A 24,895-nucleotide genomic window follows, 5' to 3' on the forward strand; every position below is an offset into this window, starting at 1 on the left:
CGCTCGCGCGGCCGGTCGGCGTGGTCGGATCTGCAGATGGCGTGGCGTTGCCGCGTCAACCGCGCGGCGGCCGCAACGCTATGGAATCCCAAAACGCAAGCTGCGCCGTGGCGGCGCAGCTTGTCGTTCGAGTTGTACTCGACATCAGGCCTTGACGTGCGCCTTGATGTAGTCGACCGCCTGCTGCACGGTCGTGATCTTCTCGGCCTCTTCGTCCGGAATCTCGCACTCGAACTCTTCTTCCAGAGCCATCACCAGCTCTACGGTATCGAGGGAGTCGGCGCCGAGATCGTCCACGAACGAGGCGTTCTGGGTGACTTCGTCTTCTTTGACGCCGAGTTGTTCGACGACGATCTTCTTGACGCGTTCTTCGATGCTGCTCATGTGTGCGACTACCTCCCGACAGGGAATTGATCCAAAAGGAAAGAAGTGGCTTCCTGCCAATGTATCTTCGCGCCCGGCGTGTGGCGCATTACCGCTCCGGTCTTCACCCCCGGGGCGCGCCGCGTCTGACTGCGGCCGCGCTTCCATGGCGTCATGAAACCGCGCGGATTGTAGAGGAATCGGGACGGTGCAGCTAGGTACGGGCGTTTGAAGCCTGCATTGTCGCAACTTGTTGTTTCGTCAGGCCGCGCCAGCGCGGCTCAACGCCGCGATCGGCCGCCTGAACGCCGCGAATCCGTCACGCCATGTACATGCCGCCGTTGACGTGCAGGGTTTCGCCGGTGATCCACGCCGCGCCCGGCGACGCCAGGAACGCCACCGCGTTGGCGATGTCGTCGGGCTGGCCGAGGCGGCCGAGCGCGATCTGGCCGAGCAGCGCCGTGCGCTGTTCTTCCGGCAGCGCGCGCGTCATGTCGGTATCGATGAAGCCCGGCGCGACGACGTTGACGGTCACGCCGCGCGAACCGATTTCGCGCGCGAGCGATTTCGAGAACGCGATGATGCCGGCCTTCGCCGCCGCGTAGTTCGCCTGACCGGGATTGCCGGTCACGCCGATCACCGAGGCGATGTTGACGATGCGCCCCTTGCGCGCCTTCATCATGCCGCGCATCACCGCTTTGGACGTGCGGTAGACCGAGCTCAGGTTGGTGTCGAGGATCGCGTTCCAGTCGTCGTCCTTCATGCGCATCAGCAGCTGGTCGCGCGTGATGCCGGCGTTGTTGACGAGGATCGAGACCGCGCCGAATTCCTTGCCGATCGCGTCGATCAGCGCGTCGACGGCGGCGCCGTCGGTGACGTCGAGCACGCGGCCCGCGCCGCCGTGCGCGGCGAGCGCCTCGCCGATCGCGGCCGCGCCCGCGGCGCTCGTCGCCGTGCCGATCACTTTCGCGCCTTCGGCCGCGAGACGCTGCGCGATCGCCGCGCCGATGCCGCGGCTGGCGCCGGTCACGAGCGCGATTTCGCCTTGCAGTTGCTGCTGGGTCATCCGTTGTCTCCTTGGCGCCAGTCGGCGAGCGCTTGTTCGAGGTCGGCGGGCGCACCGAGCGCGCGCGATTCGACGCTCTTGTCGATGCGTTTGATCAGACCGCCGAGCACCTTGCCCGGACCGCATTCGGCCGCGCGCGTCGCGCCGTTCGCCGCGAGGCGCTGCACGCACTGCGTCCAGCGCACCGGCAGGAACAGCTGGCGCTTCAGCGCATCGCGGATCGCGTCGAGCGTGTCGTGCGCGACGGCGTCGGCGTTCTGCACGACTGGAATGGCCGGCAGCGACCACGCGAGCGAGGCCATGCGTTCGGCGAGTCGATCGGCCGCATCGGTCATCAGCGCGCAATGCGACGGCACGCTCACGGCGAGTTTCACGGCCTTCTTCACGCCGAGTTCGGCGAGGCGCGCGATCGCGCGATCGACCGCCGCGGCATGGCCGGCAATGACGAGCTGGCCCGGCGAGTTGTAGTTCGCCGCGGAAACGATCTCGTCGCCGGCGACTTCGGCGCAGACTTCCGCGATCGTCGCGTCGTCGCCGCCGAGGATCGCCGCCATCGCGCCGACGCCGGCCGGCACCGCGGCCTGCATCAGGCGGCCGCGTTCGGCGACGAGCGCCGCGGCGTCGGCCAGCGACAGCGCGCCGGCGCACACGAGCGCGGAATATTCGCCGAGGCTGTGGCCGGCGAACTGCGCCGGCGCGGCGCCGCCGCGCGCGCGCCAGATGCGCCACACGGCGACCGACGCGGCCAGGAGTGCCGGCTGCGTGTTTTCGGTGCGGTTGAGTTCGTCGTCGGGACCGCCCTGCGCGAGCGCCCACAGATCCTTGCCGACGCCGGCGGAAGCCTCTTCGAACGTCTGCGCGACGAGCGGTTCGGCCGCCGCGAGTTCGGCCAGCATGCCGACCGACTGCGAGCCCTGCCCCGGAAAAACGAACGCGAGTGAACTATCGGACATAGTATTCTTTTGGTTTTTGTCGAAACCCGACGCGGCTCAGTAGCGAACGAGCGCCGAGCCCCAGGTGAAGCCGCCGCCGAACGCTTCGATCAGCAGAAGCTGGCCGCGCTGCACCTTGCCCGAGCGCACCGCGTAGTCGAGCGCGAGCGGCACCGAGCCGGACGACGTGTTGCCGTGCTTGTCGACCGTGACGATGACGCGATCCATCGGCATGTCGAGGCGCTTGGCGGTGGCCTGGATGATGCGCAGGTTCGCCTGATGCGGAATCAGCCAGTCGATCGCGGACTTCGAAAGATCGTTCGCCGCGAGCGTTTCCTCGACGACCGCATCGAGCGTCTTGACCGCGACCTTGAACACGTCGCTGCCGGCCATCAGCACGCGCACGCCGGCGTTCTTCTCTTCCGGCTTGAAACCGACCGAGACGCCGACGGGGTTCCACAACAGCTCCTTGTACGCGCCGTCGGCGTGCAGGTGCGTGGAGATGATGCCGGGCTCGGTGTCGGCCGTGAGCACCACGGCGCCGGCGCCGTCGCCGAACAGCACGCAGGTGGCGCGGTCGGACCAGTCGAGCATGCGCGTGAGCGTTTCGGCGCCGACGACGAGCGCCTTGCGCGCGGCGCCGGAGCGGATGAACTTGTCGGCGACGGACAGCGCGTAGACGAAGCCCGAGCACGCGGCGTTGACGTCGAACGCGGCGCAGCCGTTCGCGCCCAGGCGATGCTGCAGGAGACACGCTGTCGACGGAAAGATGAGATCGGGCGTGGTCGTGCCGACGATCAGAAGATCGATCTCGGACGCCTTGACGCCGGCGGCCTCGAGCGCGGCGAGCGCCGCCTGCTCGGCGAGGTCGCACGTGGTCTGGCCTTCCGCGGCGACGTGGCGCTGGCGGATGCCGGTGCGCGTCTGGATCCATTCGTCGCTCGTGTCGACGAGTTTTTCCAGATCGGCGTTGGTCAGGATCTTTTCCGGCAGATAGCTGCCGGTGCCCGCGATGCGTGAGTGGATCAGAGCCGTGTCCTCGGAAATTTCCGCGCGAGCGGAGTGCCGGGCAAGCGCCGCGCCTTCACGCGGGCGCAAACGAATTCCGGCGCCGCAGCGCCGGAATCTTATCGGTCAGGCCGTGTGGCCCGAACGATCAATCTTCGGACGGAACCGTCGACTTCGTGTCGATGACCTTGCGGCCGCGGTAGTAGCCGTCCTTCGTGATGTGATGACGAATGTGGACCTCGCCCGACGTCGGGTCGGTCGACAGCTGCTTGGCCGTCAGCGCATCGTGCGAACGGCGCATGCCGCGGGTCGACGGGGTCTTGCGGGATTTCTGAACTGCCATGGGAACTCTCCAAAAACGCTGTTGCTCGGTCCGGGCGTCCGGAGCGGCCGATGCCGCGCCTACCCGCTTTTCTTCAGTCGATCCAGAACGGCGAACGGATTGCCCCGCTCCGGTTCGGGCGCTTCGTCAGGCCCGGTCGACCAGCTTGCCTCGGACTCTTCGAGACCGGGCTTGACCGCAATCAGCGGCAAGGCCAGCAGCAATTCGTCCTCGATCACGTCGGCAGGATTGAACTCGGCGGATTCGAGCAGCAGCGGCTCGTAACCCGGCGGCAGTCCCGCCTCTTCCTCTTCCCGCACGATCAGCCCCAGACGGGTGTCGATCGCGACGGGCAATGCAAACGGCTCCAGCGAGCGCTGGCACGTCAAACGCAACTCGGTTCGCGCACGGATCGCGAAGAACGCCACACCGAGCTCGTCGCGGCCGAATTCCACGTCGTAGTCGACCGTTCCGGTCGGGTCCGCGAGGGCTTCGACGAGACGCGAGAGGCCGGCGACCGGCAGGCTGCCCTGGAACGTGCGCCGCGCGGTAACCATGCGCCAGGCGTCCACCGTGTCAGGAATCGCTTGCATTGCTACAACCTCGCTCTCGGCCAAACAGCGGGCGCGGACGCGTGACGATCGCGGCCGGTAGCGCAGAGTGGGCGCGCGAGAATAGGTTCCGCGCGCCCGGAAGTCAACCGAAAACAGCGCCCGGCCCGTAACTTAGGCGGTTTTGCCGCGTATTGCGGCGGTTTACGCCCGGTCGGGCGTTCGGGCAGACTGCGCGCATTGTACAGGCTGAACGAATGACGTATTTCATTGTAATCGCTGCGGTGCTGTCGCTGGGCGGTATCGCGTTCGCGCTGCGCGAGCGCCGCTGGCGCCGCCGCGAAACGGCGATCCGCGCGCTGCTCGACGGCGCCGACGCGCTGGAACGCCAGCTCCTGACCTGCCGCGAACGCATGCAGACGCTGCGCGGCATGCTGCAGGACCTGCCCGAGGAAATGATCGTCGACGCCGACGAGGCGCTGACCGCCGACGACAAGGTCCAGGCCGCGCTGCGCGACCTGTTGCAGCACCGGCTGTGGATCAAGCAGCACGCCGTCGACGCGGCCCAGCCCGAACTCGACAACGCGGTGGCCGCGCTGCGCCAGTCGCACCGCGCGATGGACGAGCAGCTCGACCGGCTGGCCGACATCACGCAGGCGCTGCAGGAGGCGCAGGGGCGATGACGACGCCGGTATCGCTCGACAACGTCGATCTCGTGCTCGGTTCGACGTCGCGCTATCGCGCCGACCTGCTGCGCAGGCTGACGCCGCGGTTTCGCCAGGTCGCGCCGCACGTCGACGAGACGCGCCTCGACGGCGAAGCGCCGCGCGCGCTCGCGACGCGGCTGGCGCGCGCGAAGGCGCATGCCGTCGCGCAGACGAGCCCCGGCGCGCTCGTGATCGGCTCGGACCAGGTCGCGGCGTTCGACGATCGCGTGCTCGGCAAGCCGGGCACGGTCGAAAACGCGCGCGCGCAGCTCGCCGCGTGCGGCGGCCGGAGCGTCGAATTCTTCACGGCGCTCGCGCTCGTCGATGCGCGCGGCAGCGAGGCTCGCGTGTTCGAAGCGCTCGATGTCACGCGCGTGGCGTTTCGGGCGCTGACGGCCCACGAGATCGAACGCTACGTCGAACGCGAAAACCCGCTCGACTGCGCCGGCAGCTTCAAGTCGGAAGGGCTCGGCATCGCGCTGTTCGAACGCATCGAGAACGACGATCCGAGCGCGCTCGTGGGATTGCCGCTGATAGCGCTCGCGCGGTTGTTGCGCGAGGCGGGTGTGGAGGTGCTGTGAGGCACGCGCGAAACCTGATTCTCGTTGTCGCGCTGCTGCTGCAGGCGTGCGACGGTTCGACCGTGGAGTTCCCGCAAGTGCAGCCGACCCTCGACGTCAACGGTTCCGACACCGTCATCGACATCGCCGCGACGCTTGCGGCACTCGACCGGCATTTCGATCCGCGCGGCAAACGCGCCGAAGCCTTGTCGCCGGAACGCATCGACGCGCTGGAACGCGAACTGCCATGCCCGCTTCCGACGCCGTTGCGCGCAATGTACGGATGGCGTGACGGTATCGAACACTTCGTTCCCGGCTACGACTGGCTGCCGCTCGATCAGGTCGTCCAGGAATCGAAGCGACTGCGACGCTACGCGGACAAGGTGTCCAAGGACGGTTGGTTGCGCACGCACCTGCCGCTGGGGATGCTCGACGCCAAGGAATACCTCCTGCTCGATTGCGGCGGATCGCAGACGATCGCGCGGTACTTTTCCGAGGACGGCGATCGATCGATACGCTATCGCGGAATCGGCCATCTGCTCGCGGTAACGCTCGCCGCCTACGACAACGGCGGCTACCGCTACAACGGACGCCATCTCGACGCATCGCCGACCCTGGTCAAGCAAGCGTTCGACCGCTACGCGCTCGACGGCGAACGGCGCGCCGCGGAGGTGGCCTGGCACCAGCTCGAACTCGGATTGCGCAACGCCAGCGGCGGGCGGCTTTCGATGTTCCTGCAAAATGCGCAAGAACTTGGCGACGCGCGTGCGGTACCCGTGCTGATCGAGCGGTTGCGGACGGCAAAAGACGAGGACGCCGCGCTCATCGCCTCCACGCTCGGCGAACTTCGGGCAGCCCAGGCGCTTCCGGAACTCGACGCGATGCTGGGACACGCTTCGCCGAAGATTCGCAACTTCGCCGCGCTGTCGATTGGCCGCATCGGGGCGCCCCTGCCGTCTTCGACGATCGACAAACTCATCGCCCTTCTCGACGACCCGGACGACCTCGTCAAGCTCAGCGCGATCGAATCGCTCGGTACCTCGGGCTCGCCCCGTGCGCTCGAGCCGCTGATCCAGCGGCTGCCGACGAGCCGACGAGGCATCCAGTTTGCGATCGTCTACGCGCTGGTCGAACTGCGCGACAAGTCCGCGCTGACGGCGCTGCGACAGCTGCAGGCCGATCTCGCGAACGCGGACCCGAACGAACCGCTCAAGGGCGGCACACGCGGCGCCGATCTGACGCCACGGCAGCTCAAGGCTGTCGTCGACCAGGCGATCGGGGATCTCGGCGGCTAAGGCTCCGGCGAACCGGTTTGCGTCGCAGACCGGTCGACTTCCGTACCGCACGATGCCTCGCCTGCCCGCGGCACCCGCCCGCGATACCACGCGAACACCTTGCGCCCGCCGTACATCGTCAGCCGCTCGACCGGCGTCAGTCCGGCGACGCGGCGGCACAGGCTCGCGAGCCACGCCGGCTTGTCGCGTTCGCGGCCGGCCGACTCCTCGACCACGAGCAGCACCGCGCGGCCCGGCGCATCGGCGAGCGCCGCCTCGTCGCGACGCCACAGCGCGAGCTGCGGCGCGCGACCGTGCTTCGTGTTGAGCTTGTGGTCGAGCGCGTAGACGGTTTCGCCGCCGTCGTAGCGGAAGTCGAGTTCCGCCGCGAGCAGGAAATTGTCGGCGACGAGCGCGGCATCGCCGTGTTCGGCGCGCAGCGCGTCGAGATGCACGCGCGTGCGCGCGGCGGCTTCGCGCCAGCCGACGAAGTTTTCCGGAAACGCCTTGACGTCGGCGAGCTTCCCCGCGAGCGACGGCTGCGCCGCGGCGGCGAGATAGCCGAGCGCGACCGCGCTGCCGACCGCCGCGAGCGCGAGCGCCGCGGCGAACAAATACCGGTTTCCACGACGCCGCAAATCGAGCACGACCGGCAGCGCGACGAGCGCCGGCACGTAGCCCGGCAGCGGCCAGTGCACGCGAAAGCGCACGTCGTCGGCGAACAGGCCGAACGCGAAGTAGCCGCCGACGAGCACGATGCCGGTCCACGCGAACACGGCCCAGTGCGCGGCCTCGCCGCGCCGCCGCCAGCACCGCCACAGCGCGTAAAGCATCAGCGCGTACAGCAGCGGCGTCGACACGATCGCCTGTTCGAGCGGCTGCACGAGCGCGTCGGGCTGGAACCGCCAGGGATGCCGGTCGACGAGCTGGAACGTCGCACCCGACCAGTGGTGCCGCGCGTTGAACACGACGAGCGGAACCAGCCCCACCACGCCGAGCGCGAGCGCGAGCCACAGGCCGGGCCGGCGCCAGGCGGGACGGCCGAACGCGCTCGCCGCGAGCACCGCGAGGCCGGCCGGCAGCAACATCGCGGCGCGGTAGTGGCTGAGCCACGCGAGTGCGAGCGCGACGCCCAGCACCAGCCAGTCGGCCGGCCGGTCGCGTCCGATCCCGTCGCGTCCCAGCGCGCGCACGAGTGCGCCGAGCGCGAGCACGGTCGCGAACGTCAGCGGCACGTCGGGCAGCGCGAGCGCGCCGAGCGTGGCGCCGAGCGGCAGCAGCATCCACGCGATGCCGGCGAGCGCGCCGGCGCGCTCGCCGAACGTGCGCGCGCCGAGGCGGTACACGAGCACCGGTATCGCCGCGCCCAGCGCGAGGAACGCGCTGCGCATGCCGAACTCGCCGTGGCCGCAGACCGCTTCGCCGAAGCGGATCAGCCACGCGGTCAGCGGCGGCAGGTCGGTGTACGACCACGCGAGCGCGCGGCTCTCCTGCCAGTAGAACGCCTCGTCGCCGAACGGCGCGAGCGTCGCGGCGATCCACACCTTGATCGCGAGCGACGCCGCCCAAATCGTCCAAAACGAGAACGCCGCGTCTCGCCGCGCGTCATCGTTGCGCTCTACACTCGGATCACCCTGCACGCCGCATCCTTCGCCTATGACCCATGCCTCGCCCGACACCGCCGTCACGCTCGACGCGGCCCTCTCCACCAGCCTCGACCGCGCGGTCGCGCAGGTCAACAGCGTCGTGCTCGGCAAACCGGCGCAGATCCGGCTCGCGTTCGCGAGCATTCTCGCCGGCGGGCACCTCCTGATCGAAGACCTGCCCGGCGTCGGCAAGACCACGCTCGCGCACGCGCTGGCCGCGACGCTGGACCTTTCGTTCCAGCGCATCCAGTTCACGAGCGACCTGCTGCCGTCGGACATTATCGGCGTGAGCATCTTCGAACGCGACCGCAACCGCTTCGAATTCCACCCGGGGCCGCTGTTCGCGCAGCTGCTGCTCGCCGACGAAATCAACCGCGCGACGCCGAAGACGCAGAGCGCGCTGCTCGAGGCCATGGCCGAGCAGCAGGTCACCGTCGACGGCCGCAGCCACACGCTGCCGGCGCCGTTCTTCGTCGTCGCGACGCAGAATCCGCTCGATCTCGCCGGCACGTACCCGCTGCCCGATTCGCAGCTCGACCGCTTCATGTTGCGCATCAGCCTCGACTATCCGAGCCGCGAGGCCGAACGCGCGCTCCTGACCGCGCCCGACCGCCAGCAGCTCATCTCGACGCTCGCGCCGTGCATGGACGCGAACCAGATCGTCGCGCTGCGCAAGCACAGCGCGAGCGTGCTGGCGAGCCCGGCGCTGATCGACTATCTGCAGGCGCTGATCGGCGCGACGCGCGCGCATCCGGAAATCCGCGTCGGCCTGTCGCCGCGCGCCGGCATCGCGCTGCTCGCCGCGGCGCGCGCGCACGCGGTGCTGTCGGGACGCGGCTACTGCCTGCCCGAAGACGTGCAGGCCGTGTTCGTGCCGGTCGCCGGCCATCGCCTGACGCCGGCGGGCCACGGCAGCCGCGATCGCGAGACGCTGGCGCGGGCGCTCCTGACCGACGTCGCGGTGCGTTGATGGCGCTCGCCGCCGCGTGGCGCGCGCGCCGGCTGCGGCTCGTCGCGTTCGCCGAACGCCGGCTGCCGGCGCTGACGCACCTGCGCCGGCCCGAAGCGCTGCCGATCCGCCTGCACCAGCGGCGCATCTACGTGCTGCCGACGCTGTTCGGCGGCGTGTTCGGCGCGATGCTCTCGGTGATGGCGCTCGGCGCGCTGAACTACGGCAACAATCCGGCGCTGCTGCTGACGTGCCTGCTCGGGTCGATCGCGTTTCTCTCGGTGCTCGGCGGCTATCGCGCGCTCGACGGCTTGACGCTGCGCGGCGTGCACGCGGCGCCCGTTTTCGCCGGCGACGCGCTGCAGGTGGAACTGCATTTCGATCCCGGCAACCGCGCGCGCGAAGCGCTGCGCGCGCAACTGGAAGACGCGACCGTCGCGTTCGCGACCGCGCGCGCGACGCCGACGCGCGTCGTGGTGGGTCTGCCGACACAGCGCCGCGGCCTCGTCGCGCTGCCGCGCGTGCGCCTGTGGACGAGCTGGCCCTACGGTCTGTTCCGGCCGTGGAGCTGGCTCAATCCGCAGGTGCGGCTGCTGGTGTATCCGCGTCCGGAAACGTTCGGACCGCCGCCGCCGGAAAGCGCGCGCGACGCCGGCCCCCGTCATCTGCGCGAAAGCGGCGACGAGTACGGCAGCCTGCGCGAGTACCGCGAAACCGACGCGCGCCGCATGATCGCGTGGAAGGCGAGCGCGCGTCTGGACCGCCTGGTCGTGCGCGAGCCCGAGCAGATCGCCGGCCGCGAACTCGTGTTCGACTTCGCCGCGCTCGAAGGGCTCGACCACGAGGCGCGCATCGCGCGGCTCGCGCGCTGGGTGCTCGCGGCCGAAGAACAGCACCGGCCGTATACGCTGGCGACGCCGAACGAACGGCTCGGGCCCGACGTCGGCACCGCGCACCGGCACCGCTGTCTCGAAGCGCTGGCGCTGCTGCCGTGAGGCTCGACGCACGCCAGTTCAATCTGCTCGCGATCGCGATACTGGTCGCGCTCGCCGCGCACGCGCCGCATCTGCCGTTGTGGATCATTGCGGCAATGGCGTTCGTGCTCGGCGCGCGCTGGCTGCAGCGCGCACGGCGCGCCGATCTCGGCGCGGTGCCGATCTGGGTGCGGCTGCCGTTGACGCTCGCGCTGCCGGCCGCGGTGGTCGCGCAGTACGGCAACCTGTTCGGACGCGAACCCGGCAGCGTGCTCGCGGTCGGCATGCTGGTGCTCAAGTTCACCGAGAGCGAAAAACCGCGCGACGCGCGCGCCGCCGTGACGTTCGCGTGCTTCGTGCTGATGGCCGCGCTGCTGTTCGACCAGAGCCTCGTGATGAGCGGCTTCGTCGCGCTGGCGCTGCTGCCGCAGATCATCCTGCTGCGCGCGCTCGAACCGCGCGACGACCTTGCGCTCAAGCCGGCGGCGGCGACGCTCGCCGACCTGCGCCGCGGCGTGCCGCAGGCCGCGTTCGCGGTGCTCGGCGCCGCGCCGCTCGCGCTCGTCGCGTTCCTGTTTCTGCCGCGCCTGGGCGAACCGCTGTGGGGCGCGCCCTCACCCGACCAGGGACGCACCGGCATCAGCGACACCATGACGCCCGGCGGCCTCGCCGAACTGATCGCCGACGACAGCCCGGCGTTTCGCGTCACGTTCGACGCTCCCGCGCCGCCGCCGCCGACGCAGCGCTATTGGCGCGGACTCGTGATGTACCACTTCGACGGCACCGAGTGGACGCATATGCCGTCGCCGCCGGTGCGCGACGCGTCGCCGCGCTTCGAAGCGCTTTCGGCGCCGCTGTCGTACGAAATCGTGCTCGAACCGACGCAGCAGCGCTGGCTGTTCGCGCTCGACCTGCCGCTCGCCGCGCCGAACGGCGCGTACCGCAACGCCGAATTCACGCTGGTCAACGAAAAGCCGGTCATGGACGTGACGCCGTACCGCGTGTCGTCCGCGCTGCGGTATCGCCACGACACGCTGGCACGGCATGAACGCCAGCTCGCGCTGTCGCTGCCCGCCGGCTACAACCCGCGCCTGCGCGCGCTCGCCGCCGAGTGGCGCTCGCGCTACGGCGAAGACCGCGAGATCGTGCAGGCCGCGCTCGCGCTGTACAACGCGCGGTTTTCGTACACGCTCAACCCGCCGCCGCTCGGCCGCGACTCGATGGACGATTTCATGTTCGAGACGCGCTCGGGCTACTGCGAGCACTTCTCGTCGTCGTTCACGTTCCTGATGCGCGCGGCGGGCATTCCCGCGCGTGTCGTCGTCGGCTACCAGGGCGGCTACTGGAACGCGCTCGGCGGCTACATGGTCGTGCGCCAGTCCGACGCGCACGCCTGGTCGGAAATCTGGCAGGACGGCCAGGGCTGGGTGCGCGTCGATCCGACCGCCGCGGTCAGCCCCGAGCGCGTCAATCTCGGCAGCCGCGCCGCGAACGCGGCCGACGCGCCGTGGCACGGTCCGGAATGGCTGCTCGCGTTGCGCAATCAGTGGGACATCGTCAATCAACTGTGGAACAAGGTCGTCGTGCAGTTCAACGCGCTGCATCAGCAGAACCTGCTGGCGCAGTTCGGCGTCGACCACGCGCAGTGGCGCAGTCTGGCGATCGCGCTGGGCGCGGGTTCGATCGTGCTGGTGACGCTCGCGATGCTGTGGGCGCTGCGGCGCGACCGGGACCCGGGCGATGCCGTCGATCGCGCGTATCGCAGGCTCAATCGGCGTCTGGCGCGCGCCGGCGCGCCGCGCGACGAGGCCGAAGGGCCGGAGGCCTACCTGCAGCGCCTGCGTCAGCGCTTTCCGCAGGCGGCGCGCGAGATCGAGGCGGTGTTCGCGCGCTACGTCGCGCTGCGCTACGCGAGCGCACAGCCCGATCCGGCCGCGGCGCGCGCGTTCGCCGTTGCCGTCGCCACGCTCAGGGTCGGCTGAACGAACGGCATCGGCTGGCCGGACTTGCGCGACGCGCCGATAATCCCCAACGTCGTACGAGCGTGATGGCTCCGAGTGCAGCGGCGATCGACCGCCACGCGATCGACACCGTTGCGGGACGTCACTCAGGTCAGTCTGCGAGGTAATCCTATGCGTCCGCTTTCCGTTCTCGTCGCCGCGTCCACGCTCGCGCTGGGCGCGTGTGCGACCGTTCCCAAGCCGCTGCAAGGCGAATACGCGAGCACGAAGCCGGCCGCCGCGAGCAACGGCGGCGAGCGCGTACGCTGGGGCGGCGAGATCATCCGCGTCGAAACCACGGCCGACCGCAGCTGCTTCGAAATTCTCGGCCGCGAACTCGACGACAGCGCGAGGCCGCGCCGCCGCGACGAGAGCGCCGGACGCTTCCTGGCCTGTCGCAGCGGCTTCTACGATCCGGAAGTGTTCACCAAGGGCCGCGAGGTCACCGTCACCGGTACGCTCGACGGGTCCGAAGAACGCAAGGTCGGCGAATACGACTACCGCTACCCGCGCGTCGACGCCGACGTGATCTATCTGTGGGAAAAACGCGTCGCACGCGCCTACTACAGCGACCCGTATCCGGGCTTCGGTTTCGGCTACGGCTACGGTTTCGGCTGGGATCCGTTCTGGTATCGCCCGTTCGGCCCGCCGATCATCGTGGTGCGGCCGCACCATCCGCATCCGGCACCGCCGCCGCGCACGAAGTAGCGTTCTCCACAACCCGGCAGATGCCGGGTTGCGGATTCTCGATCGGCTACGCGAAGCCGGACTTGAGCGGCTTGCCGGCAAGCAGATGCAGGTGCAGATGGAATACCGTCTGCCCGCCGTGCGCGTTGCAGTTGATGACGCAGCGGTAGCCGTCGTCGGCGAAGCCCTGCGCACGCGCCCACGACGACGCCGCGAGAAACAGCCTGGCGACCATGCCGGCGTTCTGCGGCGTCAGGTCGTTGAGCGTCGGCACGGCGCCGTGCTTGGGAATGAACAGCACGTGGATCGGCGCCTGCGGCGCGATGTCCTTGAACGCGAGCACGTCGTCGTCTTCGTACACGACGTCGGCGGGAATCTCGCGGCGGATGATCTTGTCGAAAATCGTATCGGTCATCGCGGTTCCTTGGGATCTCGTCGGAATCTACAGCAGCGTCTGCCGCGTGCCGAACGCATGCGCGAGCGTGCCGCGGTCGATGAATTCGAGTTCGCCGCCGAGCGGCACGCCGTGCGCGAGGCGCGTCGCGCGAACGCCGGCATCGCGCGCGAGCTGCGACAAGAGGTGCGCTGTCGCCTCGCCCTCGACCGTCGGATTCGTCGCGACGATCAGCTCGCGCACTTCGCCTTCGGCCAGTCGCTCGGTCAGAAGGTCGATGCCGAGTTCCTTCGGGCCGAGGCCGTCGAGCGGGCTCAGGCGTCCGAGCAGCACGAAATACAGCCCCCGGTAGCCGGTCGCCTGCTCCACCGCCGTCTGGTCGACCGGGCTTTCGACGACGCACAGGAGACCGCGATCGCGCGCCGCGCTCGCGCAGAACGTGCAGATCTCGGTTTCCGAAAAGCCGCGGCAGCGCCGGCAGTTGCCGATGCGCTCAACCGCGGCGGCGAGCCGCTCGGCGAGCCGCCGCGCGCCCGCGCGATCGCGTTCGAGCACATGAAACGCCATGCGCTGCGCGCTTTTCGCGCCGACGCCGGGCAGGCAGCGCAGCGCTTCGATCAGTTCTGCCAACAGCGGCGACGTCGACATGTCAGAACGGCAGATTCATTCCGGGCGGCAGGTTCAGACCGCCGGCGACGCCGGCCATGCGCTCCTGCGTCAGCGCCGCGAGCTTGTTCGCCGCGTCGTTGAATGCGGCGGCGACGAGGTCTTCGGCCATTTCCGCGTCGTCGGCGATCAGCTTGCGGTCGATCTGCACGCGGCGCACTTCGTGGCGGCCGTTCATCGTGACGCTGACGAGGCCGCCGCCGGCGCTGCCGGTGACTTCGAGCTTCGCGATTTCTTCCTGCGCGCGCTTGAGATTTTCCTGCATCTTCTGCGCTTGCTGCATCAGGTTGCCCAACGGACCACGCATAAAAAAACTCCCTCAAAAGTGGAATCAGACGTCCGGCGGCCGCACCGAATTCGGCACGATGCGCCCGCCGAGATCGCGCACGACCGCCTGCACGAACGGATCGGCCTCGAGCGCGCGCTCGGCTTCCTGCTGCTGTTCGCTGCGCGCGCGCGCGGCAAGATCGGCCGGCGTTTGCAGACCCGCGCGCGTCTTCTCGAACGTCACGCGGATCGGGCGCCCGAGCGCGGCGCCGATGCGCTCTTCGAGCATCGACACCATCGGCGCCGAGTTGAGATGGTCATGCTCGGGCTTCAACCCAAGCCTGAGCGCGTTGCCTTCGACGCCGAGCAGCGCCGAATGCTGCGCCAGCTGACCGACCGGTCCCTTGAGGCCGGCCTGCTCGATCAGGCGCATCCAGTCGTCGACGACGAGCGGACCGGTCGCCGCCTCCAGTGGCGCCGCGACGGTCGCCGGAGGCTCCGGTGCCGCGTGATACGGCGCGGGCGCTTCGGCCAGCAGGCCCGACCCGCGCGAGGGCGGCAGCGAGCTCGTCGCACCGTACGGCGCCGGCGCCTCGCCGAGCATGCCCGACCCGCGCGTCGGCGCCGTCGCGGCGGCCTGCGCGGGCGCCGCAATTGGCGCTGCGCGCGTCGTCGGGGTCGCCGTCGGCGGCGGCGGCATGTCGACCGGCCTGGACGGCGAGCGCGGCGCGGGCGGCGCGGCACCGCCGCCGGCTGCCGGCGCGAACGCGAGCAGGCGCAACAGCGCCATTTCGAAACCGGCGCGCGGCGTGGGCGCGAGCGGCAGATCGCGCCGGCCGCTGACGCACAGCTGGTAGTACAACGCGACGTCTTCGGCGCCGAGCGCGGCCGCCAGGCGCGCGACATCGGCCGATTCGGCGCCGTCGTCGCTCGCGTAGTCCGGTACGAGCTGCTTCAACTGCACGCGGTGCAGCAGCGCGGCCAGATCGTCGAGCACCATGCCGAAGTCCGGCGAGAATTCAGCGAGTTTGGCGACCTCGCCCATCAGCGCGCCGCCGTCGCCGGCGACGATCGCGTCGGCGAGACGCGCGACCTGCGCGCGTTCGATCGTGCCGAGCATCGCGCGCACGTCGTCGGCGCGCACGGCGCCGCCGGAGTACGCGATCGCCTGGTCGAGCAGCGACAGGCCGTCGCGCAGCGAACCGTCGGCGCCCTTGGCGAGCATCGCGATGGCGGGAGCGTCGAAGGCGATGCCTTCGGCATCGAGGATGTGGCGCATCTGGCCGCCGATCTGGTCGGGCAACAGGCGCTTGAGATTGAACTTCAGGCAGCGCGACAGCACGGTGACCGGAAGCTTCTGCGGATCGGTCGTGGCGAGCAGGAACTTGACGTGTTCGGGCGGCTCTTCGAGCGTCTTGAGCAGCGCGTTGAACGCGTTGCGCGACAACATGTGCACTTCGTCGATGAGATAGACCTTCTGGCGTCCGCGCGCCGGCGCGTACTGCGCGTTTTCGATCATCTCGCGCACGTCGTCGACGCCCGTGTGGCTCGCGGCGTCGATTTCCAGAAGATCGACGAAGCGGCCGGCGTCGATGTCCAGGCACGCGCGGCATTCGCCGCACGGCTGAGACGACTGGCCGCGTTCGCAGTTGAGCGATTTGGCGAAGATGCGCGCGATCGTCGTCTTGCCGACGCCGCGCGTGCCGGTGAACAGAAACGCGTGGTGCAGTCGCCCGCCGTCGAGCGCGTTGCTGAGCGCCCGCACGACGTGCTCCTGACCGACGAGTTCACTGAATTTCTTCGGGCGCCACTTGCGCGCAAGAACCTGATAAGACATCGCGCGATCCTTCGAACCAAGCGACGATTGTGCCATGGTCCCGCATCGACTTGTGTTCAGCGAGCGAATGCCGGAACTCGCCGCTTCGTCGACGTGCACGCGCTCTTGCGACGGCGTTGGAAAGCGGGTTTCCGCGGTTCTTGCGCATTTCGCCGAACGCGATCCGGTGCGGGTCGGTCAATGCCGTCCGGGCGCTGTCAGACGGCGAAGTCCCGGCGCCACGCAACGACCGGGCCTGGCGCCGGAACGTGGCGCATCCACGCGACCGACGCGTGCCGCGCGCTCGCAGCACCGGACACGGTCGATCGGAACGAGGGGAAATCGCGGACCGCGCTTTGGCGACGAGAGCATCGGAGCCGCTCGCGTTGCATCGGCCGGACATTCGAAACAAGCGGCGGTTCCGCCAGCCACACCCCGGCACCCGAATCACTCACTACCGTTGCTCCCTTCCGGGCCTGGCGGGGTTTGCAAGCTATCGTCGCGAGGGGACCGACGGAACCACCATAAACCTTGAGGCCTGACGCGGACGCTTCAAGCCGTTACCGCAAATCTGGCGGAGCGAGAGGGATTCGAACCCTCGATACGGTGTTAAGCCGTATACACACTTTCCAGGCGTGCTCCTTCAACCGCTCGGACATCGCTCCGTTCCCGGCACGCAGGCGCTTCCATGCGAGCAGACCGAGGGGCGCGGAGAATACTATCAAGCCCCGGCGAAGTCTATCGGGCCGCGCCGTCGTCGACCGGCGTGCCGTCCGGATGCAGCCAGCCCGACTCGCCGTCGGCGTAGAACTCGTTCTTCCAGATCGGCACGCGCCGCTTGATTTCGTCGATCACGTAGCGGCACGCCGCGAACGCCGCGTCGCGATGCGCCGCGCTCGCGCCCACCCACACCGCGACGTCGCCGATCGCGAGCGTGCCGACGCGATGCACGCAGGCCGCATGCTCGATCGCGTAGCGTTCATGCGCTTCGGCGACGATGCGCTCGCCCTCGGCACGCGCGAGCGCCGCGTACGCCTGATACGCGAGCCGCACGACGGGCTTGCCCTCGTTGTGATTGCGCACGCGGCCTTCGAACGTCACGCAGGCGCCCGCGCTCGCGCTGTCGAGCGCGCCCGCGAGCGCCGCAAGGTCGAGCGGCGCGTCGCTCAGGTCGAAGGCGCCGCTCATCCGCCCGACACCGGCGGCAGGAACACCACTTCGTCGCCGTCGGCGAGCGCCCGGTCCCACGTCGCGAACTGCCCGTTCACGGCCACGCGCAGACGTTCGGGCGCAAGCCCCAGACCATGGCGCGCGTCGACTTCCGCGTACAACGCGCGCGGATCGGCCGCCTGCGATTCCACCGCTTCGGCGTCGCGGCCGGCGCGGTCGCGCAATGATGCAAAATACAGGAGTTTAAATTTCATGACTTCGCTCCGACGTCGCGCCGTCCGCCGCTTTTCTCGATGAGGCGCACCTCGGCGATCACGATCTCGTGCGACAGCGCCTTGCACATGTCGTACACGGTCAGCGCCGCGACGCTCGCGCCCGTCAGCGCTTCCATCTCGACGCCGGTCTTGTGCGTCAGCGCGACCTCGCAGCGAATCGCCAGCTCGGTTTCCGACACGAATTCGACGGTGAAATCGCAACGCTCGATCGCGAGCGGATGGCAGAAAGGAATCAGTTCGTGCGTGCGCTTGGCCGCCATCGTGCCGGCGACGATCGCGGTATCGACGATCGCGCCCTTCTTGCCGCGCATGCCGGTGCGCAACAGTTCCGCGGCGACGTCGGGCGGAAACCGCACGCGCGCTTGTGCCACCGCGCGGCGCGCGGTGACGGCCTTGTCGCCGACGTCGACCATGCGCGGCCGACCTTCGGCATCGAGGTGCGTAAGGCTCATCTATCCTCCGATCGCGAACATTTCGACGCGATGATCGTTGCCGCGCGCGCGTTCGATCGCGCGGCGCTCGCTATAGCGGTCGTCGCGCGCGGCCCACAGACCCGCGACGGCCGCGCCGATCGCGTCGTCGCCGGCGCCGTCGCGCAACAGCGCGCGCAAATCGAAGCCTTCGTTCGCGAACAGGCAGGTATACAGTTTTCCGTCGGCCGACAGGCGCGCGCGCGTGCAGTCGCCGCAGAACGGCGCCGTCACGGAACTGATGAAACCGACTTCGCCGGCGCCGTCGTCGAACGCGTAGCGCTCGGCCACGTCGTGGCGCTGCGCGCGGTCGATCGCGTGCAGCGGCCAGCGTTCGCCGATGCGCGCGACGAGTTCGGCGCTCGGCACGACCTTGCCGCGCTCCCAGCCGTTGAGCGTGCCGACGTCCATGTATTCGATGAAGCGCACGACGTGCGGCGTGCCGCGAAAGCGCGCGACGAGATCGAGCACGCCGTCGTCGTTGATGCCGCGCATGACGACGCAGTTGATCTTGAGCGACGCGTAGCCCGCGCGTTCGGCGGCATCGATCGCCGCGAGCGCCTCATCGACCTCGCCGCGGCGGCCCGACAGCTGCCGGTAGATCGCCGGATCCAGGCTGTCGAGGCTCAACGTGATGCGCGACAAACCGGCCTCGCGCAACGCCTCGACGCTGCGCGGCAGCAAGGTGCCGTTCGTCGTCATCGCGATGTCGGCGATGCCCGGCACGTTGGCGAGCCACGACACGAGCTTCGGCAGCTCCCGGCGCAGCAGCGGCTCGCCGCCGGTCAGGCGCAGCTTGGTCACGCCGAGGCCCGCGAAGATGCCGGTGAGACGCACGATTTCCTCGAACGACAGGCGTTCGCGCTTGTCGAGAAACGGATGGTGCTCGGGATACTGGTCTTCGGGCAGGCAGTACGGACAGCGGAAATTGCAGCGGTCGACGACCGAAATGCGCAGATCGGTCAGCACACGACCGAACGCGTCGCGCGGCGGCGCATCGACCATCTGCAGCGGAATCGCGCGACTCACGGCGTGCGCGCCGCATCGGCCGGCATCGGCTCGCTCGCGCGCTTGAGCGCAACGCGCTCGCCGGGCTTCGCGACGCGATAGCCGCGACCGGCCATCGTCGCGCCGTCGGCGGCGCTGCCGTAGTGATACAGCACGAGCCGCGAGCGCAGGTCGAGCGGATACTCGCGCTCGATATCGTCGAGCCCGCTGTGCGACGGATTGCCGACGAGGCCGCAGTCGTGCGCGACGAGTTCGCCGGCGGCGGCGTAGCGGCTGAGCATTTCCGGTATCGGCCGCGTATCGCCGGTCCACACGAAGCTGCCGCGCAGCGCGAGCGCGAACGCGGTGTCGGGCGCGTGGTGGCGCGCCGCGAACACGTCGAACCACAGATCGTCGAGCCAGAAGCCGCGCGACACCGGCACAAGCCGGAACGCGTCCCAGAAATTCGCGCCGCCTTCGGCGAGCACGTTCGGATAGTCCGCGACGCGCGCGTGGAGCAGCGGCACGAGCGCCGCGTGCGCGAACACGCGGGTGGCGCCGCGCCGTACGGTATCGAAATACAGTTTGGTGAACAGCCGCTCGAAGCCGCCGACGTGATCCAGATGCGTATGCGTCACGTAGATCGCCGCGGGCGGCAGGCCGTACGCGTCGAGATAGCGGCTCAACGTCTCAGGGCCGCAGTCGATGAGGAGCATCGGTTCGCCGTCGCGCTCGATCACGGCGCCGGACGAGCCGAGCTCGACCGCCTGCGACGAGCCGACACCGAGAAAGCGCAGCGCGAGGTTCATGTGCGCACACCCCGCTCCGGCGCCCTTGCGGCGTCGGCGCGGCCCATGCGCTCGCCGTAGCCGCGTTCGAGCGCACTCCAACGCGCGTCGAGATCGCGCGTGCCGATCTTGGCGAGCGAACGCTTCAGGCGCTCGAGGTTTTCGCGCTGCCAGCCGCGTTCGGGCGCGCGCAGCTCGCCGCGATCGAAGTCGATCAGATACACGCGCTCGTCGGTCAGCATGATGTTGTGCGCATTGAGGTCGGCATGATACGCGCCGGCCGTGTGAAACTGCGCGATCGCCGTACCGACGCGCCCGAAGGCCGCGGCGTCGGCGCGCTCGGCGGCGAGCCGCTGCGCGAGCGTTTCGCTTTGTGGAATACGCCGCATCAGCAGATCGGCGCGATAGAACGGCCCGCTGCGCACGTAGCGCGCGGCAACCGGCACCGGCACCGGCAGTCCGCGCTCGGCGAGCGTCTGCAGCAGCGCGAACTCGGCAAACGCGCGCGTGCGCGCCTCGCCGGTCCACAGGTATCGGTCGCCGAGCGCGCGCGCGACGAGGCCGCCGCGGCGATAGTGGCGCAGTACGCATTCGCCGAACGGCGCGCTGACGATGAACGCCGAGCCGCGACCGCCCGCGGGCGTCGACGTGTCGCCGCCGGCACGCCACCAGGACGGCTCGAACCAGCCTTCCTGCGCTTGTGCGGCCAGCGACGCGTCGAAGAGAATCGCGCCTTGCGCCGTGATTTGTCGTTGCGCCTTGCTCATCGGGTCTTACATCGCGTCCACAGCGCGCATTTCAACCGAATTCCAGGCATTCGTCATGTCCCCACCGGCACCGCCCGCGCCCGAATCCCTGTGCCTGCTGCGTACGTCCGCGCTGGGCGACGTCACGCACGTCGTGCCGCTCGTGCGCACGATCGCGCGCGCGTGGCCGCAAACGCGCGTCACCTGGATCGTCGGCAAGCTCGAGGCGCGGCTCGTGGGCGACCTCGAAGGCGTCGAATTCGTGATTTTCGACAAGGCCAAAGGCTTCGCCGGCTATGCCGAACTGCGCCGCCGTCTCGCCGGCCGGCGCTTCGACGCGCTGCTGCACATGCAGGTCGCGCTGCGATCGAACCTCGTCAGCGCGCTCGTACGTGCGCCCGTCCGCATCGGCTACGACGCCGCGCGCGCGAAGGACCTGCACGGCCTGTTCGTCAACCGGCGCATTCCGGCGCGCGGCGGCGAACACGTGCTCGACGCGATCGGCAGCTTCGTCGAACCGCTGGGACTGAAACAGACCGACGTGCGCTGGGACATTCCGATACCGCCGGCCGCGCACGAATTCGCGCAGACGCACCTGCCGGGCGATACGCCGACGCTGCTCGTGAGTCCGTGTTCGAGCCATCGCCTGCGCAACTGGCGACCGGAGCGCTACGCCGCCGCGATGGATCACGCGGCGACGCGGCACGGCATGCGCATCGCACTGTGCGGCGGGCCGAGCGCCTACGAGCGGCAGTTCGGCGACGAGATCCTCGCGCGCGTGAAGCAATGCGCGCCGATCGATCTGATCGGCAAGGACACGCTCAAGCAGCTGCTCGCGCTGCTGCGCCGCGCGAGCCTGGTGCTGACGCCCGATTCGGGTCCGATGCACATCGCCAACGCGGTCGGCACGCCGGTGCTCGGCCTGCATGCGGCGAGCAATCCCGCGCGCTCGGGACCGTATTCGGACCGGCGCTGGTGCGTCGACCGCTACGACGACGCGGCACGCAAGTTCCGCGGCAAGCCGGCCGCGGAACTGCCCTGGGGCACGAAGATCGAACACGACGGCGTGATGGATCTCGTCGCGCTCGACGACGTCGTCGAGCGGCTGGACGCGTTCGCCGCTCAGTTGCGGTAGCCGTCAGGCCTTGTAGTTCTGATACGACTTCTCTTCGATCAGCTGCGAGCCGAGCTTGACGTTGATCTCGCGCTTGACCGCGGCGCGGTCGTCGTTCTGGAAATACACCGCGCGCGCCAGTTCGATGAATTCGGCGTCGAACGCCTGTGCTTTTTCCTTGAGACGGATGCGGTCTTCGATGTCCCACAGCGTCTGGTTGACGTGCTTCAAGCGCGCGCGCTCGTCGGCGATGTCGACGGCGCAGATCGGGTCGGCGGCCCAGATCGCGTTGAGGAGATCGAGCTCCTTGCGCACGTTCGCGAGCTTGGCGGGGTCGGCGATCCGTTCGGACTTGATCTCCAGGATCGTGATCTTGTCGATCAGTTCGCCGTGAGAGATCGGTGTGGTGATGAGGGACATGACGGCCTCGTCGTGACGGGCGCGCAGTGTAGCCGAGCGCGGGACGCGGAAAAACGAACGCCCCCGTCTGGCGGGGGCGTCCGGTACTGCTGGCGGAGAGGGTGGGATTCGAACCCACGGTAGACTTACGCCTACACCAGATTTCGAGTCTGGCTCATTCGACCACTCTGACACCTCTCCGAACCGTTGCCGCAACGGCGGTAAAGCCGCTGCGTCGGATTCGTCTCGCCGGGTCGTCGGCGAGGGCCGCGAATAATACGGGTAGCCGCGTCCGGATACAACGGGTCCGGGCGAATCGATGCAACGAACGTATCCGCGGCCCCGTACTTGCGAGCCGCCGCGAGAAGAACGTGCGGCAAGTCCGCGTTGCGGCTTGCCTTGCGACCGCGCGCGGCGGCATCCTATGGTCAGGTTCGTTTTTCGCATGCGCCGGCGTTCACATTGACGCCTTCGCGATGCGTTGGCGATGGCCACCTAAGGACCTGGACAGGCTTCGCGCATGATCGAATTCGGACACAGCTCGCACGTCGGCCTCCGGCGCGAGCACAACGAAGACACCTACTACGCCGATCCGGAACTCGGCCTGTGGCTGGTGGCCGACGGCATGGGCGGACACGAACACGGCGAGGTCGCCAGCGCGATCGCGCGCGACACGCTCGTCGACGAGGTGCGCAAAGGCACGCCGATCGGCCGCGCGATCCAGCTCGCGGACGAGGAAATCATCCGCCATTCGAGCCGGCGCGCCGAAGCGCTGCCGATGGGCACGACGGTCGCGGCGGTGCGCATGCACGGCGACGACTTCGACATGGCCTGGGTCGGCGACAGCCGCGTATACGTGTGGAACGGCGAACTGCGCCAGCTGTCGCAGGATCACTCGTACGTGCAGGAACTGATCGAACAGGGCGCGATCACGGCCGAGCAGGCGCGCACGCATCCGCATCGCAATGTCGTGACGCAGGCGCTGGGCGTGACCGATCCGCAAAGCCTGCGCGTCGAAACGATCAAGGGCACGTTGAAGCCCGGCATGCAGATTCTCTTGTGCAGCGACGGCCTGACCGAAGAAGTGGAAGACGCGAGAATCGACAAGGTGCTGGCACGCGCCGACCTGTCGGCGCAGGAATGCGTCGATCACCTGATACTCGCGGCGCTCGACGGCGGCGGGTCGGACAACGTCACGGTGATTCTGATCCGGCGGCGATAGCGGCTCGAGCCCTCTCTCCCGACCCCGTCGGGGGAGAGGGTTGGGTGAGGGGGCGACGCCGAGTGCTGCCTCGATCTAAACGAAGCACGATACGTCGCCCCCCTCACCCCAGCCCTCTCCCCCAAGCAAGCTTGGGGGAGAGGGTGCAAAGCGCTACGGCGCCGCGGCCCTCACCGCCTTGAGCGCGCTCTGGAAGCTCGCCATGGAATAGCTGTTCTCGTTCTTGAGCGTCGCGTACGCCGCGTCGAGCTTCGCCTTGAGCGCATCGGCCTTGCCCTTGTCGATCGCGCCGGAATTCTCGTAGGCGACGACCACCGACTGCGCCGCCATCACCGCCTGCTCGGCCGCGTCGTAGTCGCGGTATTCGCCGCGTGCGGCGTCCGCTTCGATGTCGGCGAGGATCGTCGTCAGGCTCGCCGCGTCGAACGATGCCGCGGCGACGCGAGGCACGAGTTCGTCCAGCGTCGCACGCAGGCGGCGCGCGGCCGCGAGCGTCGCGTCGCGGCTTTCCGTGGTGGCCCGGTGCAGCGCGCGCGTTTCGTCGAGCACGCGTTTGGCCGCCGTCTTGTCGACCGCGGCCAGCACGTGGCGGAACATCACGAGATTCGCGTCGTACAGGCGCACCACGCCGGGTCCCAGGCCGGTACCCTGGCGCGGCCCCCAGCTCTTGTCCGACATGCGCTTGTGGCAGGCATAACAATTGAACAATACCAGTTCGGGAAAAATCCCCTGCCAGCCGGCCTTGGGATCGGTCAGCTGGTCGATCAGGTTGGTCGCGGCGACGCCCTGACCGACCGCCCAGTCGCGCACGCCGTTCCATTCGCCCTTGCGCTCGATCCAGTCCTTGTCGATCGCGTAGTGCGGGCGACCGAGCCAGGTGAACGTGTCGAGTTCGAACGCGAGCCGCGGATGCCCCGCGCCCATGATCCGGTGCGTGATCATCCGGTCGCGCGTGCCCATGTGGCACGACAGGCACAGTTCGGCGCGCCTGACCGGATCTTCGGTCGGGTACAGCCCCTTGTCGACGCTGTCGGCGTGCTTGACCGACTTGTCCGCGTGCGAGTTGAGCCAGTTCTCGGCGCCGCCGTGGCACGCCTCGCAGCCGACGCCGTCGCTGAGCTGGAACCGCTCGCCCCGTCGGTCGGCCGCGATGTTGTCGGCGTGGCAGTCGAGGCAGACCTTCGCCTGCGTCGCCTCGCCGATGCCGAGTTTGCGCGCGATGTCCTTCGACGCCGCGTTCGACAGCGTCGCGTAGGCCTTCGCGTGCGGATCGGTTTCCTGCCAGATCGCAAACTCGTTCTGCTGCACGTGCGAGTCGCGAAATACCTGCGATGCACCGTGGCAGACGCTGTTGGAACAGCTCGCGACGCCCAGGTGCTTGTGCGCATAGATCGCGTCGACCGCCGTGGCGGCGGCAAACGCGGACCAGCAAAGCATGAATACTGCAACGATCCAGGTACGCAGTCTCATCGCCAAATCTCCCCAGTTCGGCGAACGCCCGGCGGCGGCTAGGCGTGCGGCCCCCTTATGCTACTGGAAATC

28 protein-coding genes, 2 tRNA genes and 1 other RNA gene are annotated in these 24,895 nt (G+C 69.0%); 9 read left to right on the plus strand and 22 right to left on the minus strand.

Going from position 1 to position 24,895, the window contains the following annotated elements:
- Positions 1 to 144: 144 nt before the first annotated feature.
- From acpP to OD750_RS22640, 6 genes are all read right to left on the minus strand, one after another.
- Complete coding sequence (gene acpP / locus OD750_RS22615; RefSeq protein WP_133820841.1) at positions 145 to 384, minus strand: acyl carrier protein; 240 nt, start codon at positions 382 to 384, stop codon at positions 145 to 147.
- Between the two features lie 298 nt (positions 385 to 682).
- The gene (gene fabG, locus OD750_RS22620) at positions 683 to 1,429 is read right to left on the minus strand and encodes a 3-oxoacyl-ACP reductase FabG (protein ID WP_263544351.1); all 747 of its coding nucleotides are present in this window, start codon (positions 1,427 to 1,429) and stop codon (positions 683 to 685) included.
- A complete protein-coding gene (gene fabD, locus OD750_RS22625) occupies positions 1,426 to 2,382 on the minus strand; it encodes an ACP S-malonyltransferase (protein ID WP_263544352.1) in 957 nt (318 codons plus the stop codon). The genes fabG and fabD overlap by 4 nt, the downstream gene beginning before the upstream one ends.
- Before the next feature lie 36 nt (positions 2,383 to 2,418).
- Positions 2,419 to 3,390, minus strand: coding sequence for a beta-ketoacyl-ACP synthase III (locus OD750_RS22630; protein ID WP_272842149.1), 972 nt, complete (start codon positions 3,388 to 3,390; stop codon positions 2,419 to 2,421).
- Between the two features lie 127 nt (positions 3,391 to 3,517).
- Positions 3,518 to 3,712, minus strand: coding sequence for a 50S ribosomal protein L32 (gene rpmF, locus OD750_RS22635; protein WP_263544353.1), 195 nt, complete (start codon positions 3,710 to 3,712; stop codon positions 3,518 to 3,520).
- 59 nt (positions 3,713 to 3,771) lie between these two features.
- A complete protein-coding gene (locus OD750_RS22640) occupies positions 3,772 to 4,284 on the minus strand; it encodes a YceD family protein (protein WP_263544354.1) in 513 nt (170 codons plus the stop codon).
- A gap of 215 nt (positions 4,285 to 4,499) precedes the next feature.
- On the opposite strand from OD750_RS22640, the gene OD750_RS22645 reads away from it, so the two are divergent.
- From OD750_RS22645 to OD750_RS22655, 3 genes are read left to right on the plus strand one after another with little or no spacing between them, the layout of a single operon-like run.
- Positions 4,500 to 4,925, plus strand: coding sequence for a hypothetical protein (locus tag OD750_RS22645; protein ID WP_263544355.1), 426 nt, complete (start codon positions 4,500 to 4,502; stop codon positions 4,923 to 4,925).
- Positions 4,922 to 5,530 (plus strand): Maf family protein, encoded by a 609-nt coding sequence (locus OD750_RS22650; RefSeq protein WP_263544356.1) that lies wholly within the window; start codon positions 4,922 to 4,924, stop codon positions 5,528 to 5,530. Before OD750_RS22645 ends, OD750_RS22650 begins: the two co-directional genes overlap by 4 nt.
- Positions 5,527 to 6,804, plus strand: coding sequence for a HEAT repeat domain-containing protein (locus tag OD750_RS22655; protein ID WP_263544357.1), 1,278 nt, complete (start codon positions 5,527 to 5,529; stop codon positions 6,802 to 6,804). The genes OD750_RS22650 and OD750_RS22655 overlap by 4 nt, the downstream gene beginning before the upstream one ends.
- On the opposite strand, the gene OD750_RS22660 is transcribed toward OD750_RS22655, so the two are convergent.
- On the minus strand, positions 6,801 to 8,423 hold the full coding sequence (locus OD750_RS22660) for an ArnT family glycosyltransferase (protein ID WP_263544358.1): 1,623 nt from the start codon (positions 8,421 to 8,423) through the stop codon (positions 6,801 to 6,803). The genes OD750_RS22655 and OD750_RS22660 overlap by 4 nt on opposite strands.
- 16 nt (positions 8,424 to 8,439) lie before the next feature.
- Between OD750_RS22660 and OD750_RS22665 the strand changes: the two genes are divergently transcribed.
- The 4 genes from OD750_RS22665 (at position 8,440) to OD750_RS22680 (ending at position 13,060) form a co-directional block, all read left to right on the plus strand.
- Positions 8,440 to 9,399: an AAA family ATPase gene (locus OD750_RS22665; RefSeq protein ID WP_263544359.1), complete on the plus strand. Its 960-nt coding sequence runs from the start codon at positions 8,440 to 8,442 to the stop codon at positions 9,397 to 9,399.
- Positions 9,399 to 10,373, plus strand: coding sequence for a DUF58 domain-containing protein (locus OD750_RS22670; protein WP_263544360.1), 975 nt, complete (start codon positions 9,399 to 9,401; stop codon positions 10,371 to 10,373). Before OD750_RS22665 ends, OD750_RS22670 begins: the two co-directional genes overlap by 1 nt.
- Positions 10,370 to 12,334: a transglutaminase TgpA family protein gene (locus OD750_RS22675; protein ID WP_263544361.1), complete on the plus strand. Its 1,965-nt coding sequence runs from the start codon at positions 10,370 to 10,372 to the stop codon at positions 12,332 to 12,334. Before OD750_RS22670 ends, OD750_RS22675 begins: the two co-directional genes overlap by 4 nt.
- 150 nt (positions 12,335 to 12,484) lie before the next feature.
- Positions 12,485 to 13,060, plus strand: a complete 576-nt coding sequence (locus OD750_RS22680) for a Slp family lipoprotein (protein ID WP_263544362.1) — start codon at positions 12,485 to 12,487, stop codon at positions 13,058 to 13,060.
- Positions 13,061 to 13,106: 46 nt separating this feature from the next.
- Here the strand turns inward: OD750_RS22680 and OD750_RS22685 are convergent, their stop codons facing one another.
- The 12 genes from OD750_RS22685 to OD750_RS22740 all read right to left on the minus strand — a co-directional run bounded on the left by OD750_RS22685 (position 13,107) and on the right by OD750_RS22740 (position 20,639).
- Positions 13,107 to 13,454: a histidine triad nucleotide-binding protein gene (locus OD750_RS22685; protein ID WP_263544363.1), complete on the minus strand. Its 348-nt coding sequence runs from the start codon at positions 13,452 to 13,454 to the stop codon at positions 13,107 to 13,109.
- Between the two features lie 27 nt (positions 13,455 to 13,481).
- A complete protein-coding gene (gene recR, locus OD750_RS22690; protein WP_263544364.1) occupies positions 13,482 to 14,081 on the minus strand; it encodes a recombination mediator RecR in 600 nt (199 codons plus the stop codon).
- A gap of 1 nt (position 14,082) precedes the next feature.
- Positions 14,083 to 14,406 (minus strand): YbaB/EbfC family nucleoid-associated protein, encoded by a 324-nt coding sequence (locus tag OD750_RS22695; protein WP_263544365.1) that lies wholly within the window; start codon positions 14,404 to 14,406, stop codon positions 14,083 to 14,085.
- 24 nt (positions 14,407 to 14,430) lie between these two features.
- The gene (dnaX, locus tag OD750_RS22700; protein WP_263544366.1) at positions 14,431 to 16,203 is read right to left on the minus strand and encodes a DNA polymerase III subunit gamma/tau; all 1,773 of its coding nucleotides are present in this window, start codon (positions 16,201 to 16,203) and stop codon (positions 14,431 to 14,433) included.
- Between the two features lie 398 nt (positions 16,204 to 16,601).
- An RNA gene (gene ffs, locus OD750_RS22705) (signal recognition particle sRNA small type) lies at positions 16,602 to 16,698 on the minus strand.
- Between the two features lie 56 nt (positions 16,699 to 16,754).
- Positions 16,755 to 16,847 (minus strand) — tRNA-Ser (locus OD750_RS22710).
- A gap of 73 nt (positions 16,848 to 16,920) precedes the next feature.
- Positions 16,921 to 17,370, minus strand: a complete 450-nt coding sequence (locus tag OD750_RS22715) for a molybdenum cofactor biosynthesis protein MoaE (protein WP_263544367.1) — start codon at positions 17,368 to 17,370, stop codon at positions 16,921 to 16,923.
- Positions 17,367 to 17,606 (minus strand): MoaD/ThiS family protein, encoded by a 240-nt coding sequence (locus OD750_RS22720; RefSeq protein WP_263544368.1) that lies wholly within the window; start codon positions 17,604 to 17,606, stop codon positions 17,367 to 17,369. Before OD750_RS22720 ends, OD750_RS22715 begins: the two co-directional genes overlap by 4 nt.
- The gene (gene moaC / locus OD750_RS22725; RefSeq protein WP_263544369.1) at positions 17,603 to 18,079 is read right to left on the minus strand and encodes a cyclic pyranopterin monophosphate synthase MoaC; all 477 of its coding nucleotides are present in this window, start codon (positions 18,077 to 18,079) and stop codon (positions 17,603 to 17,605) included. The genes OD750_RS22720 and moaC overlap by 4 nt, the downstream gene beginning before the upstream one ends.
- Positions 18,080 to 19,102 carry a GTP 3',8-cyclase MoaA gene (gene moaA, locus OD750_RS22730; protein ID WP_263544393.1) on the minus strand — a complete coding sequence of 341 codons (1,023 nt, stop codon included), beginning with the start codon at positions 19,100 to 19,102 and terminating at the stop codon, positions 18,080 to 18,082.
- A 20-nt stretch (positions 19,103 to 19,122) separates the two neighbouring features.
- On the minus strand, positions 19,123 to 19,893 hold the full coding sequence (locus OD750_RS22735) for an MBL fold metallo-hydrolase (protein WP_263544370.1): 771 nt from the start codon (positions 19,891 to 19,893) through the stop codon (positions 19,123 to 19,125).
- Positions 19,890 to 20,639, minus strand: coding sequence for a 3-deoxy-D-manno-octulosonic acid kinase (locus tag OD750_RS22740; RefSeq protein WP_263544371.1), 750 nt, complete (start codon positions 20,637 to 20,639; stop codon positions 19,890 to 19,892). The genes OD750_RS22735 and OD750_RS22740 overlap by 4 nt, the downstream gene beginning before the upstream one ends.
- A gap of 55 nt (positions 20,640 to 20,694) precedes the next feature.
- Between OD750_RS22740 and OD750_RS22745 the strand changes: the two genes are divergently transcribed.
- Positions 20,695 to 21,753, plus strand: coding sequence for a glycosyltransferase family 9 protein (locus OD750_RS22745; RefSeq protein ID WP_263544372.1), 1,059 nt, complete (start codon positions 20,695 to 20,697; stop codon positions 21,751 to 21,753).
- A gap of 3 nt (positions 21,754 to 21,756) precedes the next feature.
- On the opposite strand, the gene OD750_RS22750 is transcribed toward OD750_RS22745, so the two are convergent.
- Together OD750_RS22750 and OD750_RS22755 are read right to left on the minus strand one after the other, a co-directional pair.
- Positions 21,757 to 22,152, minus strand: a complete 396-nt coding sequence (locus OD750_RS22750; RefSeq protein ID WP_263544373.1) for a DUF6165 family protein — start codon at positions 22,150 to 22,152, stop codon at positions 21,757 to 21,759.
- Between the two features lie 90 nt (positions 22,153 to 22,242).
- Positions 22,243 to 22,332 (minus strand) — tRNA-Ser (locus OD750_RS22755).
- Between the two features lie 319 nt (positions 22,333 to 22,651).
- Between OD750_RS22755 and OD750_RS22760 the strand changes: the two genes are divergently transcribed.
- The gene (locus OD750_RS22760; RefSeq protein WP_263544374.1) at positions 22,652 to 23,353 is read left to right on the plus strand and encodes a PP2C family protein-serine/threonine phosphatase; all 702 of its coding nucleotides are present in this window, start codon (positions 22,652 to 22,654) and stop codon (positions 23,351 to 23,353) included.
- 153 nt (positions 23,354 to 23,506) lie between these two features.
- On the opposite strand, the gene OD750_RS22765 is transcribed toward OD750_RS22760, so the two are convergent.
- On the minus strand, positions 23,507 to 24,790 hold the full coding sequence (locus OD750_RS22765; protein ID WP_263544375.1) for a cytochrome c family protein: 1,284 nt from the start codon (positions 24,788 to 24,790) through the stop codon (positions 23,507 to 23,509).
- Between the last annotated feature and the right edge of the window lie 105 nt (positions 24,791 to 24,895).

The organism is Tahibacter soli (assembly GCF_025717065.2).
GTDB lineage: Bacteria > Pseudomonadota > Gammaproteobacteria > Xanthomonadales > Rhodanobacteraceae > Tahibacter > Tahibacter soli.

Excerpts from the sequence above, each read along its gene's own strand:
- OD750_RS22750 (WP_263544373.1), bottom strand. The coding sequence starts at position 22,152 with ATGTCCCTCATCACCACACCGATCTCTCACGGCGAACTGATCGACAAG.
- moaA (WP_263544393.1), bottom strand. The coding sequence starts at position 19,102 with ATGGTCGATGCGCCGCCGCGCGACGCGTTCGGTCGTGTGCTGACCGAT.
- OD750_RS22735 (WP_263544370.1), bottom strand. The coding sequence starts at position 19,893 with ATGAACCTCGCGCTGCGCTTTCTCGGTGTCGGCTCGTCGCAGGCGGTC.
- OD750_RS22695 (WP_263544365.1), bottom strand. The coding sequence starts at position 14,406 with ATGCGTGGTCCGTTGGGCAACCTGATGCAGCAAGCGCAGAAGATGCAG.
- OD750_RS22650 (WP_263544356.1), top strand. The coding sequence starts at position 4,922 with ATGACGACGCCGGTATCGCTCGACAACGTCGATCTCGTGCTCGGTTCG.
- fabG (WP_263544351.1), bottom strand. The coding sequence starts at position 1,429 with ATGACCCAGCAGCAACTGCAAGGCGAAATCGCGCTCGTGACCGGCGCC.
- moaC (WP_263544369.1), bottom strand. The coding sequence starts at position 18,079 with ATGAGCCTTACGCACCTCGATGCCGAAGGTCGGCCGCGCATGGTCGAC.
- acpP (WP_133820841.1), bottom strand. The coding sequence starts at position 384 with ATGAGCAGCATCGAAGAACGCGTCAAGAAGATCGTCGTCGAACAACTC.
- OD750_RS22670 (WP_263544360.1), top strand. The coding sequence starts at position 9,399 with ATGGCGCTCGCCGCCGCGTGGCGCGCGCGCCGGCTGCGGCTCGTCGCG.
- OD750_RS22645 (WP_263544355.1), top strand. The coding sequence starts at position 4,500 with ATGACGTATTTCATTGTAATCGCTGCGGTGCTGTCGCTGGGCGGTATC.
- dnaX (WP_263544366.1), bottom strand. The coding sequence starts at position 16,203 with ATGTCTTATCAGGTTCTTGCGCGCAAGTGGCGCCCGAAGAAATTCAGT.
- OD750_RS22685 (WP_263544363.1), bottom strand. The coding sequence starts at position 13,454 with ATGACCGATACGATTTTCGACAAGATCATCCGCCGCGAGATTCCCGCC.
- OD750_RS22680 (WP_263544362.1), top strand. The coding sequence starts at position 12,485 with ATGCGTCCGCTTTCCGTTCTCGTCGCCGCGTCCACGCTCGCGCTGGGC.
- OD750_RS22665 (WP_263544359.1), top strand. The coding sequence starts at position 8,440 with ATGACCCATGCCTCGCCCGACACCGCCGTCACGCTCGACGCGGCCCTC.
- OD750_RS22715 (WP_263544367.1), bottom strand. The coding sequence starts at position 17,370 with ATGAGCGGCGCCTTCGACCTGAGCGACGCGCCGCTCGACCTTGCGGCG.
- OD750_RS22740 (WP_263544371.1), bottom strand. The coding sequence starts at position 20,639 with ATGAGCAAGGCGCAACGACAAATCACGGCGCAAGGCGCGATTCTCTTC.
- fabD (WP_263544352.1), bottom strand. The coding sequence starts at position 2,382 with ATGTCCGATAGTTCACTCGCGTTCGTTTTTCCGGGGCAGGGCTCGCAG.
- OD750_RS22765 (WP_263544375.1), bottom strand. The coding sequence starts at position 24,790 with ATGCTTTGCTGGTCCGCGTTTGCCGCCGCCACGGCGGTCGACGCGATC.
- OD750_RS22640 (WP_263544354.1), bottom strand. The coding sequence starts at position 4,284 with ATGCAAGCGATTCCTGACACGGTGGACGCCTGGCGCATGGTTACCGCG.
- OD750_RS22720 (WP_263544368.1), bottom strand. The coding sequence starts at position 17,606 with ATGAAATTTAAACTCCTGTATTTTGCATCATTGCGCGACCGCGCCGGC.
- rpmF (WP_263544353.1), bottom strand. The coding sequence starts at position 3,712 with ATGGCAGTTCAGAAATCCCGCAAGACCCCGTCGACCCGCGGCATGCGC.
- OD750_RS22760 (WP_263544374.1), top strand. The coding sequence starts at position 22,652 with ATGATCGAATTCGGACACAGCTCGCACGTCGGCCTCCGGCGCGAGCAC.
- OD750_RS22745 (WP_263544372.1), top strand. The coding sequence starts at position 20,695 with ATGTCCCCACCGGCACCGCCCGCGCCCGAATCCCTGTGCCTGCTGCGT.
- recR (WP_263544364.1), bottom strand. The coding sequence starts at position 14,081 with ATGTCGACGTCGCCGCTGTTGGCAGAACTGATCGAAGCGCTGCGCTGC.